At 33.7% G+C, this 15616-nt stretch carries 11 protein-coding genes; 3 read left to right on the top strand and 8 right to left on the bottom strand.

Features of this window, described 5'->3' with window-relative positions; genetic code table 11:
• Positions 1-117: 117 nt before the first annotated feature.
• The gene (locus MUA21_RS00405) at positions 118-2967 is read right to left on the bottom strand and encodes a YhgE/Pip domain-containing protein (RefSeq protein ID WP_262561572.1); all 2850 of its coding nucleotides are present in this window, start codon (positions 2965-2967) and stop codon (positions 118-120) included.
• 216 nt (positions 2968-3183) lie between these two features.
• Here MUA21_RS00405 and MUA21_RS00400 point away from each other — a divergent pair, with 216 nt between their 5' ends.
• Positions 3184-5379, top strand: coding sequence for an amidase domain-containing protein (locus tag MUA21_RS00400; protein WP_262561571.1), 2196 nt, complete (start codon positions 3184-3186; stop codon positions 5377-5379).
• Positions 5380-5541: 162 nt separating this feature from the next.
• On the opposite strand, the gene MUA21_RS00395 is transcribed toward MUA21_RS00400, so the two are convergent.
• The gene (locus tag MUA21_RS00395) at positions 5542-7536 is read right to left on the bottom strand and encodes a hypothetical protein (RefSeq protein WP_107525813.1); all 1995 of its coding nucleotides are present in this window, start codon (positions 7534-7536) and stop codon (positions 5542-5544) included.
• 420 nt (positions 7537-7956) lie between these two features.
• Entirely contained in the window at positions 7957-8085 is a 129-nt protein-coding gene (locus MUA21_RS00390) for a hypothetical protein (protein ID WP_258085587.1), read from the bottom strand.
• Positions 8086-8117: 32 nt separating this feature from the next.
• On the opposite strand from MUA21_RS00390, the gene MUA21_RS00385 reads away from it, so the two are divergent.
• On the top strand, positions 8118-8732 hold the full coding sequence (locus MUA21_RS00385) for an MFS transporter (protein WP_272884826.1): 615 nt from the start codon (positions 8118-8120) through the stop codon (positions 8730-8732).
• A 533-nt stretch (positions 8733-9265) separates the two neighbouring features.
• Here MUA21_RS00385 and MUA21_RS00380 read toward each other — a convergent pair.
• Complete coding sequence (locus tag MUA21_RS00380) at positions 9266-9511, bottom strand: LPXTG cell wall anchor domain-containing protein (protein WP_262561569.1); 246 nt, start codon at positions 9509-9511, stop codon at positions 9266-9268.
• On the opposite strand from MUA21_RS00380, the gene MUA21_RS00375 reads away from it, so the two are divergent.
• Positions 9501-9941: a hypothetical protein gene (locus MUA21_RS00375; RefSeq protein WP_262561568.1), complete on the top strand. Its 441-nt coding sequence runs from the start codon at positions 9501-9503 to the stop codon at positions 9939-9941. The two genes, MUA21_RS00380 and MUA21_RS00375, sit on opposite strands and share 11 nt — an antisense overlap.
• On the opposite strand, the gene MUA21_RS00370 is transcribed toward MUA21_RS00375, so the two are convergent.
• The 4 genes from MUA21_RS00370 to isaB form a co-directional block, all read right to left on the bottom strand.
• A complete protein-coding gene (locus MUA21_RS00370; protein WP_262561567.1) occupies positions 9881-12361 on the bottom strand; it encodes a MucBP domain-containing protein in 2481 nt (826 codons plus the stop codon). The genes MUA21_RS00375 and MUA21_RS00370 overlap by 61 nt on opposite strands.
• 607 nt (positions 12362-12968) lie before the next feature.
• Entirely contained in the window at positions 12969-13607 is a 639-nt protein-coding gene (locus tag MUA21_RS00365) for an NAD(P)-dependent oxidoreductase (RefSeq protein WP_262561566.1), read from the bottom strand.
• Between the two features lie 433 nt (positions 13608-14040).
• The gene (locus tag MUA21_RS00360) at positions 14041-14469 is read right to left on the bottom strand and encodes an Rrf2 family transcriptional regulator (RefSeq protein ID WP_262561565.1); all 429 of its coding nucleotides are present in this window, start codon (positions 14467-14469) and stop codon (positions 14041-14043) included.
• A 405-nt stretch (positions 14470-14874) separates the two neighbouring features.
• Complete coding sequence (isaB, locus tag MUA21_RS00355; RefSeq protein ID WP_070038710.1) at positions 14875-15471, bottom strand: immunodominant staphylococcal antigen IsaB family protein; 597 nt, start codon at positions 15469-15471, stop codon at positions 14875-14877.
• Positions 15472-15616 lie beyond the last annotated feature (145 nt).

Here is a 15616-nt window from a genome sequence, read left to right as displayed (position 1 = left end):
TTGAAGTGAAATCATCGCTCATTATATTTTTAAGTTTCTGTTTTAGACCGAAACTGTTTTTCACTATCATCATTCAAACTGATAAACATCATTTTGACGTTTAACTTGTTAGCAACTTTACTCCATTACATCGCTTTCTTCAGCTTTTTCAGTTACTTTTCTCATCAGTGGATCTGTAATTGGTTTGAATATTACACCAATTAATAAGAATCCTATACCAAATAATGAAAGTACTACTAATTTTTGAGTTAGAATTTCAGGAACAGGTCCGCCAACCGCTTCTCTTAATGCATCGATTGCATAAGAGAATGGTAAGTAAGGGTGAATCGTTTGGAAAAACTCTGGTGTAACTTGGATAGGAAATGTTCCCCCACCACCTGCAATTTGTAGCACAAGAAAGATGATGGCAATGGCTTTCCCTGGATTTCCTAACAGTGATACCAAAGTATAAACAATGGTAACAAATACGATTGATGCGAATACTGCGATACCAATAAACCAACCAATTGATTCTACTTGTGCTTTCAGTATTACGATATCACCAATAGATACAATAAGCGCTTGAACGATACCTAATAAGTAGAATAATCCACTTTTACCTAAATATATTTCTCTTGTTGATAGGTATGGTGCTAATGATTTGTGTTTATTATCTGTCGTTAATAAGCTCACCATCAATAACGCACCTACCCAAATGGCTAAGGCTGTATAGAATGGCGTGCTTGCTGAACCATAGTCTTTCACAGGAAATACATCCTTTTGATCAATATCTATTGGGTTCGCAATCACATTCGCTTGTTTTTTCAAATCATTCTTCAATAAATCTACCATTTTGTCTACCGCATCATCTTTTTCAATCTCATCAAATAGTTTGTTCGCTTTAGCAAGATCTTTTTCAACATTTGGTAATTGGTTACGTGCGAAATTCGCTAAATTATGCAATCCTTCTTTGGCACGTGGTTGATTGGTATCCAAAATATCAACTAAACGATCGTAACGATTGAATAAGGTCGGTATCGTGCTATTTACTGTTGCTGTCGTATCAGACAATTGTTGCTCTAACCCTGGTAAATCATTTTCAATAAAGGATGCTGCGTTCGCAACGCCTTGTTTAAATTGTGGATAATAATTTTGTGCAGTAGCCATTGCATCCATATATCTTTGCTCAATGGTTGGCAATGCACTTTGAATCGTTTCGATTCTATCTTTGCCTGTTGTCAAAATACTTTGTCCAGAGTTTATAACCTGTTCTATCGTATTTAATTTCGATTGAAGCGTTGAAAGTCTAGCATCACCTTCATTTAATACAGACATTACTTCGTTTGATATGTCGAACAAATTCTGATTTAGTTCTGTTTTAATATAATTTCTTAAATCATCCAAGCTACGATTTACGCGAGGTAGGTCTTTAAGTAATGCTACTGCTTCTGCCTTACCAGAACTTCCGTTTGACAGTGCATCACTAAGTTGATTCTGCTGCTTAATTAAGTCATTTATTTTATTATTTGTCGATTCTAATTCTTTGATTTCATTCGATAAATCGACATTTTCTCTCTCTTCTAGTTCTGTTAATATATCGATAAATTGCTGATTAAATTTACTAGTCATTTCCAGTCTGGATTTAATATGATCCAGTGTTTTTTGAAAATCTTTAGGTTTGTCTGTAGATAAAATACCATATGTGACATTTTCCAACGCTTTGATATCTTCCTGACTACTTTCGGCTTGTTTGTCAGCATAATTAGAAAGTGATAACAATGACTCTGATAATGAAGATTGCATAGCATTAACATCTTTACTACTTACTGTAGAATCATGTTGTTCATTGTCATCATCATCGCTTTGATTATTACTTATTTGCGATGTTTGAATATTTGAATATCGACCTGAACGCTTAGCACTTTGCTGCTCAGTTTGTATATTATCTTCTAGGCGTTGATTAACATTTTGATTTGCATCTTGTGCGCGATCAACGACTTCTTGGTAACTTTCTACGCGTTGTTGAATCGCAGGCAAGTAACCTTGCGCATCGTTCAATCCTTGTAAGCCAGCGTCTACCCCAGTGCTTGCAATATCAACACCGCGATTGATTTTAGGAAAGGCTTCTGGCACATCGTTAGAAGCAACATTAAGTGCATTTTCAATATTTGGCATGTAGTCATTTAATGCCAGTATTAGTTTAGAACGCTCGTTCAATGCAGGTATTGCAGCATTAACTTGATTTAACTTATCTGCTGCATCGATAACTTCACCTTTATAGTCACCTAATCCTCTAAATCGATCCGCATAATTGTCAATTTGATCTTGGTTTTCATCTAAATAAATAAGTGTATCTGCAAAATCGTTAATTTTTGGCATAGCTTTATTCGCTTCGGATACAGCATCTTCAATTTTATTGATGGTTGGAATCTCTTCTTCAAGTTTTACACCTAGACGATTCGCTTCATCTAAAAGTGCTTGTGTCACTGTTTCATTAAACTGTTCATTCGCTTTTTGAACGATAGCACTTGTACCAGCATCAGTCATTTTAGGCGCAATTGCATTAAGTTTTTGGTTCACTTTATATTCAACGTTTGCTTGTTGTGGGTCTTTTCGCAACGTACCAGTAATTTGGTGTGTAAATTTATCTGGTATATAAATGGCTGCATAATATTCTCCCATTTTCAAATCATGATCTGCTTTTTTTCTACTTACAAACTGCCAATCAAAGTTATCATCTTTTTTAAGATTATCGGTAATTTGATCACCAACATTAATTTTTTCACCTTTGACTTTATCCCCATTATCTTCATTCACAACTGCGATTTTAATATTTTTAGTATTACCATATGGATCCCATGTCGCATCCAAGTTAAACCAAGCATAAAACGAAGGAAGCAAGGCTAAACCACCTAAAATCACTAATACACTAGGCGCTTTAGCAATCTTTTTTAAATCCATAAAAAATAATTTTATTACGTTTTTCATTTATACACCTCAAAAACTAGATCTGTGATTTCTTCTTATATAAAATTCAAATTACTATTTGTTTATTGCATATAAATTGATATACTGAATTCATTAATAACGTTTAACCTTTCATAGTTGATAGACCTCAACTAAAAGCAAGACTATTAACAGTTTACCAAGATAAACAATACTTTGTATATAGTAAATAATATATTTTAGGAAAGAGGTATTTTCATGAGGCAACAAAAATTATTAGTTTGCTTACTTTCAACTTCTTTACTTATGCCATCATTTCCTATCAATGATGCCAAAGCAGAAACCTCAAAAGAAGATACAATGACTACTAAGTCAACTGAGACACAGAAAGACAAAGACAAAGAAAAATCTGATTCATCGCTATCATCCTCCCAAAATCATAAAACTAATAACGAGAAATCTGATGATGTAAAAGAGAAATCTAGCGATAATAAGCATAGTAGTGAACGGGAAGATCAACAAAATCGTAAAAATGATGGCCCCACTAAAACAAGTGAGCAGAACAACAGCCAAGAAAACGATAATTCTAAGACTCCTGACAAAACGTCGACAAATGTAACTAAAAATACATGGGATACATCAACAGACGATGATCGTTCAAACATATTTGATATGTTTAAACCAACACCTTTGAAACAAAACCAAGACAATAACAGTTTATCTAAATTACTAGATCAATTACTTTCTAATAATGAAGCAACCCAAACCCCTTCCACATTAAAACAAAACGATGATTCAAACGAAGACAATAACAAACAAAATAATTCATTAACAGACCACACTGATTCAGAAGATTCAAATGCGACAGCTTTCATTGATGATAATGAGATAAATGATGATTCAAATGAAGATAGCGAAGAATCTATACAAGAACAAAGTCGTACAGATTATGACAACGATGCTAATGACACAGCGCGTGAATCAGAAAACAGTCAATATGAGTCAAATCAGTATACAGATGAGCATGATGCGCAACAAGATGATACCGAACCCAATTCAGATTCACACCAAAATCAATCTCGTGAAAACACAACGCAGGATGGGCATAGTCAGAATAAACAAGATGATGAAACAACGACAAGTAATAATGATACAGGTGAGCAGGATGATGACGCAGACACTCGTGACAATGACAGCACAACAGACAATCAATCCGGTTCATCGTCGGAAGATAGAGTATTAGAATCAATTTTAGACGAGTATAGTGAAGACGCTAAAAATAACCAAAAACAATATGAATCTCAAAAAGCACATTCATCAAATAAGGATTCTGAAAATAAGAAAAGTGACTCAGGTGAACAACCATCAAGTAACCATGCTAATCCGCAGTTACCTTCTCAATCACAATTAGCCAAAAAAGAAAAACCGGCCCAATCCTTTGAAAATGATACCAAGCAGTCTAACATACGCACTACTGCTATTTTTCAACAATTACCAAACTTGTCGGACGATAATAACACTACAAATCAACTGACAATAACTGAAAATAAAAATACACGTGACTTCATTAAAACAATCGCACAAGATGCACATGACATAGGCCAAGATGAAGACATTTACGCATCCGTGATGATTGCACAAGCCATATTAGAATCAGATTCTGGCATGAGTGCACTTGCCCAAGCACCTCATTATAACTTATTCGGTATCAAGGGAACTTACCAAGGAAAATCCACTACTTTCAATACTCTTGAAGACAATGGAAACAACATGTTCCAAATCTCAGCCGATTTCCGTAGTTATCCGAGTGAAAAAGAATCATTAGAGGATTATGCTAAATTAATCAAACAAGGTATTGATGGCAATCCAAATATTTATAAACCAACGTGGAAGCGCGAAGCACATAACTATCGGTCAGCAACTGCACATCTGGCTACCACATATGCAACTGATTCTCAATACGCTGACAAACTTAACAGCATTATTGAGCACTACGACTTAACACAATTTGACCGTAAACAAATGCCAGATTTAGACGATTATAAATTGAAGAACGATGACGATAATAGCGATTTCAAGCCATTTTCAGAAACCACAAATCACTCGCCTTACCCACATGGCCAGTGTACGTGGTATGTCTATCACCGTATGTCGCAATTCGATCAATATGTCGGTGGAGATCTAGGTGATGCCAGAAATTGGAACAATCGCGCAGAAAGAAAAGGTTATACGGTTTCTTCAACACCTAAGACACATACTGCCGTTGTATTTGAGGCAGGTCAGCATGGTGCAGATTCAATATACGGTCATGTAGCTTTTGTAGAAAAAGTGAACGATGACGGTTCTATCGTTATTTCAGAATCAAATGTTAAGGGACTTGGCATCGTTTCTCACAGAACCATTGATGCAGATGTCGCTACTGATTTAAGTTATATTACAGGTAAACAAAACTAACTTTATATAGACACATGATAGAATTCAATCAATATTTTAAAATTCTCATTTTCTGCAAAATAAAAGTGCACCATTTCAAAAGTCTCACTTATGTGACTAACTTTGAATGGTGCATTTTTTATATGATAACAAGTAGCCTTAGCACCTGTTTAAATTGATAAACTATAATTTTTTCGACTGTTTACGTTTAGCAAACCATATCAGTCCGCCACCAACGATTAACAACACGATACCTACTGGAATCGTTGATTTTTTCATTACTGTACCAGCATCAGGTAACGAGAAATTACCTTCATCATCGAACAAACCACTCAAGAAGCCGTCTGATTCACCTATAGATAAAGCACGTCCAGGTGATGGGTTCGGTATATCTCGCACACCATCTAATAAACCATCACCACTGAATAAGCCACTCAACAGACTTGGTTTTTGAAGTCGTTGTGTCTCTGCATCCAATAATGTCGATATTTTGTCACCTTTATTTAATGATCTTTTATCCAATGTATCAGCAATGCTTGGTGTATTTTTCAAAGGTTCAAAGATACCATGGATATCATCTCTAAAGTTACTTATATCTTTATCAACTTTTAATAAGTCATTCAACTGTTGATCAAGACCTGATTTCATTAAATCAACAATATTATGCTTAGCATCTTCTTTTTTAGCAATAACATCAGCAAGTGCTTGTGCCTTCGCATCATTTAATTTGCTAGCCAACATCGTTTCCAAGGCTTGGCGTTTATCTTCAGATTGATCCAATAGCGTTTCTAAAATATCATCACTTGTTACATTGTCCCCAAAATTTTGTTTTAGTAACGCTACAATTTGTTCGTTATCAGGATTGTCTCGCATAATTTTTTCAGCAATACGAGATGCATCCACATCGTTCAAATGCGTTGACAATATCGTTTTAACCAACGCTTGCTTATCGCCTGTCTTATCAAACATCGCTTGTAAAATATCGTCACTTGAAGTTGTAGACAAACCGTCTAATTGACTGATTACCTGATTGGCAATTTGTTGATCTGTTTTACCATCTGTGTCTATACGTTCTAAGATAGATTGAGCATGTCTGTCATCAAAAGTACGATTAATGATATCTTTAACTGCTCGGTCTTTATTGTCTACAGATTTCAATTGATCCAGCACAATATCATGTTGTTCATTTAAATTTTGTTCAACTTGCTTAATTTCTTTTGCCATTTTACTTTTATTCTCTTTAGATATTGAATCACGCTCTGAAAGCATTGATGTTAATGTTTGTAACTTTGCTTCTTTAGTTGCTACATAGTCATCTAAGTTGTCATTGTTTTTAGCTTGTTTTGTCGTTACTTTATCAATATCTTTTTCAAATTTTTCTAATGGTTGGGGAGCATCATGATCTGAACGAGACGTTTTTTCAGGTGTGTTTTTTTCTGCCTGATTTTTTTCACCTGTACTGTTAGTGCTTTTCGCAACCTCATTTTGTTGTTCTTGATTGTCTCCAGTATCTCTTAACGCTTCATTATCGTTTTTTAGTTTACCCCCATCAACTTCATTTGATAATGCATCAATTTTATCAAGCAATTGATCTAAGTTCTGTTGTGAATTTTCACTAGTTATGCGATCATGAGCGTTTTGCGTTTGATTATTTTCTTGCTCAGGTAAGTTACTTGAGTCTGTTTTCTCACTAGGAACAGTTTTTTCTTGATGATCAGTTACATGTTTTTGATTATCTGAAATATCTTTTTTGTCATCGTCCGATTCATGATTATCTTCAGTAATATTGCTATCTTCTGTTTGGATGTTAGCAGATACGCTTTGTTGTTCACTGAGACGATTGTCATCATTCTCAGCTTTTTCCAATATTACTTTGGCCTCTTCAATGCTTTTAGCCTTCTCCATTTTTTGAATCGTATCACGCTTTTCACTACGCTTTATATTTTTCAATTTCTTTATTTTTTCTTTAGCTTGTTGAATTTGCTTTTCTAACGCTTGTTCGCTAGTCAAATACGTATCAGCTTTCACATCAGTACTTTCTTTCGCCATTGCAGATGATGTTGGATTTATACCATATCCTATTAAAGTCGTAGTCATAATCAGTGCGATACCAGACAATTTAAATTGATGATTCAAACTTTTTTTATGATTTAAATGATGAGTTTTTATCTGTTTCATTAAATTCACCTTTTCCTAGTTATTCACATCCATTATATCGGTTATATCACTTTATTCAAAGAACAATTTCAAATAACTACAAGTTTATTAATTCAATATCAAACGGAACGCTATACCATTTGACGATGTAATTATTATCGTGCCAATTAAAATTAGTTGTTAAGCGTAAAATATGATGAACTTAACAATTAATCTGAATTAAACGAATATAAATCCAAATTGCTGTAAACAATTTTATATCTAAATATTTATCATTTCAAAGTTACTAGGTTTCTTCATTATTAAATACAAAAGTTGTTGAGAAATAATAGCTAATTCTCAACAACTAAAATTATAGTATATTCAAATACTCTCAAAATTTCTCTACATAAATTTTATGTTTGTATCTTCGCACATATAAAAACTACATACTATATTATTTTATAAAGAATCCATTAACCGCGCGAAAGTTGCTTTATCAATAGAAGCACCTTGTTGTAGTTGTAAATCTAATCGTTCATCAAATTTCATTGTGTCACGTGAAACATTTTTTAATGTATTGCTTAACATCGTCGGTTCATTAATGTCAAATAAATTTTCATATGATATTTTTTAAATATCATCGCTCAAGCTATTTTTTACGTTTTTTATTTTTATGTACGAGTTTTAGTTTTTGGTATTACATGAGTATTTATCTCCAAAGTGTATTTCATTTATCACCGATAACTACAGGATCATTACTCATTTTCACAACTGGCTTTAATTTTATTACTGCGCTAAATATACATAAATTGTTAGAGCGCAAAACCAATATTTCACTCCTCATACAAGGTATCATTATTTCAATTATAGGTATGGTCGCGTTAGCACTATGTATCTATTATCATTCTCAAATTATTTTATTTATCCCTTCTCTCATTTTAATCGGTATAGGTCAGGGATTTATATTCACCCCATTAACGAATTTAGGCATGCACAACGTATCAACGGACCAATCAGGCATTGCTTCTGGATTAGTTAACTTTTCACATCAGATAGGATCTTCTACAGGTGTAGTACTTGAGCTAGTTTTAGCAACTTTTATACTAAGCTATACAGGAGAACCACACGATAATTTGACATTTTATACAATAGTGATTGGTACTGTTATACAATTTTTAATGTTAGCGTATATTATCATTGTATTTAAAAAAAGTAAAAATAAATATGAATTTTAAATTTAGCTTTTGTATACCTTTGATAGCCTAAACTTAATAAACATGAAAAGGAACCAAAGTTAGAGGAACTTTTATATTTAGATGAAAGTTGCTCATTTATCTTATATCAGTTTCCAAATTCACAGGTGACAGTAAGTAACTATTATTAGAAATGGAAAAGCGGAGAACAAGATGCTATAGATATGCTTGGTAACCAAGAAAGTGACTTAATCTCATTTGGAAAATCTCTACTAGCCAACCATATTTCGCCAAAAAAATGAAATACAAATAAGGATAGTATGAAAATCTTTAATTGCTTTATTCAGTATATTTTTTGACTTAGCAAATCATAATTTTTTAAATAGATTGCAACAGAATATCTCTAAAAAGTTCCACTGTTTTGATTTACTATCAATGTTGTAACGAGGTTTTATCGTAGAATTATTATGCTATACAAAGCAAAAAAAGGATTAAGCAACCCATGATTGCTTAATCCTCAAAGATTATATTAGTGCGATTTAACAAAGTATTCGTAACACTTTAATCCAAAGACTTTAGTTTTTCTTTCTTCTAAACACAGTAAGTAGTATACCGCCAATTAACGCGAGTACACTCGCAAAAAATCCAGTATTATTCGTTTCTCCTGTTTTTGGCAATTGTTTCTTTTTAATTGTATTAGATGTTTCTAAAACATTTGATGTATTTTCCGAACTTGATACATTTGATGTATTTAGTGTATCTGGCATACTTGGTGTATCCGGTGTATCCGGTGTATTCGGCGTATTTGGTGTGTCTGGCATACTTGATGTATCCGGTGTATTCGGCGTATTTGGTGTGCTTGGTGCATTTGGTTCATTTGGTGTACTCGGTGTGTTCGGTGTACTTGGTGTACTCGGTATGTTCGGTGTATCCGGTGTGCTTGGCGTATTCGGTGTACCCGGTGTGCTTGGTGTACCCGGTGTGCTTGGTGTATCCGGCGTGCTTGGCGTATTCGGTGTATCCGGTGTGCTTGGTGTGTTCGGCGTACTTGGCGTATTCGGTGTATTCGGTGTATCCGGTGTACTTGGCGTATTCGGTGTGTTTGGTGGTGTTGAGTCTTTCTCGTACGGCACTGGCGTATCCTTTGATGGGTCCTTTGGATCTGTTATAGATGGTGGAATGTATCCTCTTTATGGATGGTCTGGATCTACTGGAATCAATGGATTACCACTTGGATCCTTCGGTGTATAACCTGGAATGTATGGTAATGGTGGATTATCTGACGGTTCTTCTGGCGTCTCATCATACAATACTGGTGGCCTATTTGTACCTGGTTTACTTGGGTCATACGCATCTCCTGGATTTTCTGGAATAAACGGAATATATCTGCCTAATACTTTATAGATGTATGTCACTGACGTTGTTCCTTCTACAACTTTTCCTTTTTCATGATCTCCTTCTTTTACTTTTGAGAATAAATATAATTTCCCATCTTTTCCAATGATTTTCGGTTTGTAATCCGTCGTATCATACGCCGTATCTACGTTTGATTCCGGTGTATCCTCTACAGATTTTTTAATCGGATTTCCTGCTTCATCAACATAATTCACCACGACATTACCTTGTTTCAGTTCTTCGTAAACATAAGTAACCGTCTTCTTCCCTACCGCTATTTTACCTATCGGTGCATCCGATGTAGTTAAATGACCCTGGTCATCAACTTTACCTATCGTATAATTACCTGCTGAAACGAGTTTATAAGTTTTTCCATCTTTTTCAATTGTCACTGGACGATGGTCTACTACAGTATCATAATCTGTGCCTGCAAACCCACCTTTCACATCTTCAACAAGGCCTTTTAATTCATTGCCTTCCGTATCAACATAACTAACAACTACCTCCCCTTTTTGGCTAATATAATAGTACTCAACAGTATCTGGATACTCAAAGTTATTCGAAATATCAAATGTTCTTCCATTATCATATCGGGAATTAGTCACTTCACCTCTTTTTAGTCTCACAACTGAGCTAGACGTTGCATCGCCCCCATCATAATCTGAAACAGATATTGCTACATTTGAAGGTAATCCATTTTTATGGAAACGGAATTTTTGAAATATCACTTTCCCCTCCAAACCGAGTTGTTGATATTTCCCTTCAGATGCGCCATCTACAATTTTTTCTCTAAATTCATAACCATTAGTATTTTTTTCAAAATCATAATTTATATCTGGCAGATTATTCGATGCTATTCTTCCTCTATCTGCACTACTGCCATTCACTGGATCAAATGTATCCGGTGCTTTAGCATAAGTAAACCATACTTCACTTTCTACAGTGCTTTTATCGTCAAGAATTTTATCTTTATGATACATTGTGCCACGACTCGTTGTCGCTTTACTATATCGAACATTACCAATTATTTTAGAAGATTGTTTGTTAATTTTTCCATTTTGATTAAGTGGCGCTCTTGTACTATCAAATGCGTATCCAGCAATTTCTGGAGGTTCTGTTGTATAAGTACTCTTAGTCCATCCATATTGAGTGAATGATGGTGTAATTTCTCTACCTTGTTCATCATAGTAATATGTTGTCTGACCTTTCCAATGTGGTAACACAATTGAATAACTCACAACCTCACCCGTTACCAATTGTGCAGAATTTCCATAGATGGGAAGAAAATTTGATGGTTCATTTACATCGATTTTATTTAACCTGAATGAAAATCCATTCTTTTTTGCAACTATATTTAAAAAAGTCATTTCATCGAGCTGAATATCACTAGGAGTAATGGTCTTGATATCAATCTCTTTTACTAATGTATTTTTATCTTTATTAAATACCGTAACGAAAAATTTTGTGGGCGCCCCTACATGATCAACATCCTCTTTTCTAACAGAAAAGACATATTGTCTGTCTCCACTTTCACCTCTTCTAGCTACTTCGAATGTATATTGTTTCGGATCAGTCGCTTTATGAATTTTATATGTCACCTTATTATTAGTTGGGAGTTCAGAGTTAACACTATAACCATCCGCAGGGGGTTGAGTTAAACTTTCATTCGCGCTTCTAAGCATGCTGTTTGAATCATATGCATCTGGAATGTCACGTTTTTTTATAGATTTAGGTGTTTCACTTGCTGTTACATTCTCTGATTTTGAAGTATTTATTTTGTTTTCTAGTGTTGCTGATACTTCTTTTGAAGCATCTTGTTGGTTTTCTGTAGCTTCTGACGCTTCTTTTACAGCTGTGTTCTCAAATTTCGATGTATCTGTTTGATTTTTTGGTGTTGCCGCCACTTCTTTCGAGCATACATTTTCTGTTTTAGAAGCGTCTGTTTGATTTTCTGTAGCTTTTGATGTTTCTTTTACAACTGTACTCTCATATTTCGTTGCATCTGCTTGATTCTCTGATGTCATCGCCACTTCTTTCGAGAGTACGTTTTCAGCTTTTGAAGCGTCTGTTGAGTTTTTTGATATTTCTGGTGCTACTTTTGAATCTATGTTTCCAATATCTACAGTCAAAGAAGGTTTTTCATCCAATTCAGCAGCAGACGCATCATTTGTTGTACCAACAAATAATATAGCGCCTATTAAAACACTAGCCGCACCAAAATGGTATTTTTTGATTGAAAAACGCTGTTTTTGTTCGTGTTGTTTGAAAATCTTCATTTTCTTTTCTCCTTCCTTATATAAAACTTACTTATATCTTAATATCACCTAACTCAATTGTCCGCAATGAGTTTGTTATATTTTTTTAAAAAATTCTAAAACTTATTATTTATTTAAAATAAAATTTATAAAACAGATTTTCATGGCGTGATATACCTAAATGAATTAATTTTAATGACTGCTCTACTTTCGAATAGTAATTAAATGTATAAAATCGCGGATTTAAAATTTCATGAATTCGTCAAAATTAGGAATGACTTTGATGATTATTATCAATCCATTAATACTGGTAATTGTATATAAAAAGGTCCCTTCAAAGTTTACATTTTTAAGTGTCTACTTTGAAGGGAGCATATCATTTCGTTCTTTTTAAAATACATATTTATTTTTCGCTTTAAATTCTAATAAGTGCAGTAGTTTACTGAAATGAAAATGTACACTACTTATACATAAGTATCAATTCATCTGAATTTTTTCATTATTATCCTAGAATAGGTACAAGATATTTTTCAATAAATCTAATGATTACCCATCCCTATTGTGTAAATTTTCTAAGATACTAAGTTTCTACCTCTTCCCCAATAAAATTAAATTATCTACTATATACTTACGCTTCTTCTCCAACAACTGTAAAGCGTTCATTTTTATGTTGTGGATTTTCAATTTCATCTAAAATGGCAATTGCAAAGTCAGCATAACTAATATAGCTATTACCATTTGAATTCACTAATAAATTATCTTTCCCTGATTGATAACCCCCTGTTCTGACACCTTCTGCATTAAAATCTGCAGATGGGCTAAGGAAGGTCCAAGTTATACCTTGTGTAGCTTCTAAATCTTGTAAATTTCTACCTTGACCTTTTGCAGTAGGTACAAATATTTCTGGGAATTCTGGCGTATCTATTAACTTAGTCGTTTGTGCTTTATCAACATATAAACTACCAGCACCGCCTACAATAATCGCTCTTGTATCTATTCCTTTTAATGCTTCAATTAATGCGCGCCCAGCAGTTACATGTGCTTCTTCCTCACCAAGTGGTGCACCAAAAGCATTCACAACTACATCTAAATCTTTTAAGTCTTCCGCTGTAATGTCGTATATTTCTTTTTCTAGTACATTTATATTACTATTAGATAATTTTGAAGCATTTCTAACGATGGCTGTGACGTCATGTCCTCTTTCTATTGCTTCTTCTAATACCAAATTTCCAACTTTTCCAGTTGCTCCAATAATTCCAATTTTCATAATAAATTCCTCCAATTTTTAATCAATATAATATGTTTAAAATAACTACTAATAACGATAAAATGCTAATAATAAAAGGGTAAACTGCTTTCATTGTTACAATGACAATTTCTGACAAAATGCTATTTTTGACAAGTCACTAACAGATCTAATTGTGCTAACGGTTACGGTTTTGGTCTTAACTCAAACGTTTGCCCTTCTATAGATACATCTGTGCCAGTTTCTTAGATTACTTTTTTATGTTGATCTTTACCTATAAAACAAAATAGACACACAGAATAAATACTTATTTTCAGTGAACAACCAGCCCTCCTTTCAATTTAATAAGGTTTGTGATAATCGTTTAGGTTGCTTTAAAATAATTTATTAAATGCTTTTTAATTACGGTTGTAATTGTAATAGTTACAGTTACAAGTCGGTCATACGGATAGATTTATCCGTTATTTACGAGTATTTTATTGACGATACTGTCTAATGTGACACCTTTTAATACCGCTTCCATTGCGTCTTGCGCACTTTCTAAAATAACTTCCAACACACTTTGAATATTGGCACCAACTGTACAATTGATATTCGTATCTTCATGTATTTGGAATAAATGTCCTTTTTCAACCACTTCCACAGCTTTATAGACATCAAATAATGTAATTTCATCCAAAGATTTCAAAAGCTTAGCACCTGAATTGCCTCGAGATACATCAATAAAACCAGCTTCTTTAAGTCTTCCCATCAATCTTCGAATAACCACGGGATTCGTATTCACACTATCTGCGATTTGAATCGATGTTAAAGTATATTCTTTTTCAATCTTAATTAAAGCTAATATATGAACAGCTACCGTAAAACGACTGCTTATTTTCATACCAACCACCTCGTGTAACCATTATAGTTACAACTATTGTTAATGTCAACGTAATCGTATTATTCAATTTTGGTAACTGTTAGAAAGGTGGCATCTTTTTATATTAAATTATATTTATGAAGAAACTGGATAAACAGTGCTACGTTTATTGAAATAGCCAAAAAACTTTAATATTATATTAGTAATGCTTAACACACATTTTCTAAAAAAATGTAAAAGCAGAAGAGAATCAGGTTTAAATCTGATTGTCTCCTGCTCTTGAGGGGTTGAAATATCAGGCTTCCATACGCTTTGTGTTAACTACACGCGCATGATATATAGCCAACTTCATATTTTCTGGATTTTTATCAATAATCAATGCGTTCTATAACTGATAACAATGATTTTGTAAAATACGACATTGAATTATTGCCCAATAATTATTTTAGTTAAATAACCATCTTCATCAAAGAATCCCTTATATGAACCACCATTATTTGTATAAAACGGAATCATTGTCTCATCTTTTAATTCTGAAGCATCATCGTCTTTATCCATGTTAGATTCATGTGCTTTTATAAATTCTGATTTAGTTACAGATTTGGGTTTCGTTTTAAAGCTCATTTGGATAACTTCGTCTTTATCGTTAAAATCTATCGTTGTATCGTAAATTGTTTTACTATAAGCATGATCTTTATACGCTTTAGGATCTACTTTATATCCATTGATAGTTGCATTGTCATATTTCATAGCTCTAACGAAATTATAATCTAACGTAAATGTTGGGTCGTATGTCGTATAGCCTTCATACTTATACCATGGTGTTTGTGATTGTAATTTTGAAACGTTTTGACTATTCATACTTTCTCCACCACTTGAACCACCTTCACCACTACCCCATTTTTGAACTTGTTCCGCTGCTTGTACGTCATTCGTTATCGTCGAAAAATACGTTGCTGAGGATCCTACTACAAGTGTTGATACAACGGCCGTCGTTGATAATAATTTACCTACTTTACGCATAATCAATCACTCCTTTAGTATTGAATACCGCTTGGCTTTAGTTATTTAAACTTCATTCAAGTGGAACAATCCCTAAATTAGTAACGATTTCTCAAATTCCCATCAAATGATTGTGATTGACAACTACGCTCATACTTCTATTTAC

Origin of the sequence: Staphylococcus ureilyticus (assembly GCF_025558845.1) — a bacterium.
In the GTDB taxonomy this organism is placed as follows: Bacteria; Bacillota; Bacilli; order Staphylococcales; family Staphylococcaceae; genus Staphylococcus; species Staphylococcus ureilyticus.
This window is presented reverse-complemented; position numbering and strand designations above follow the sequence as displayed.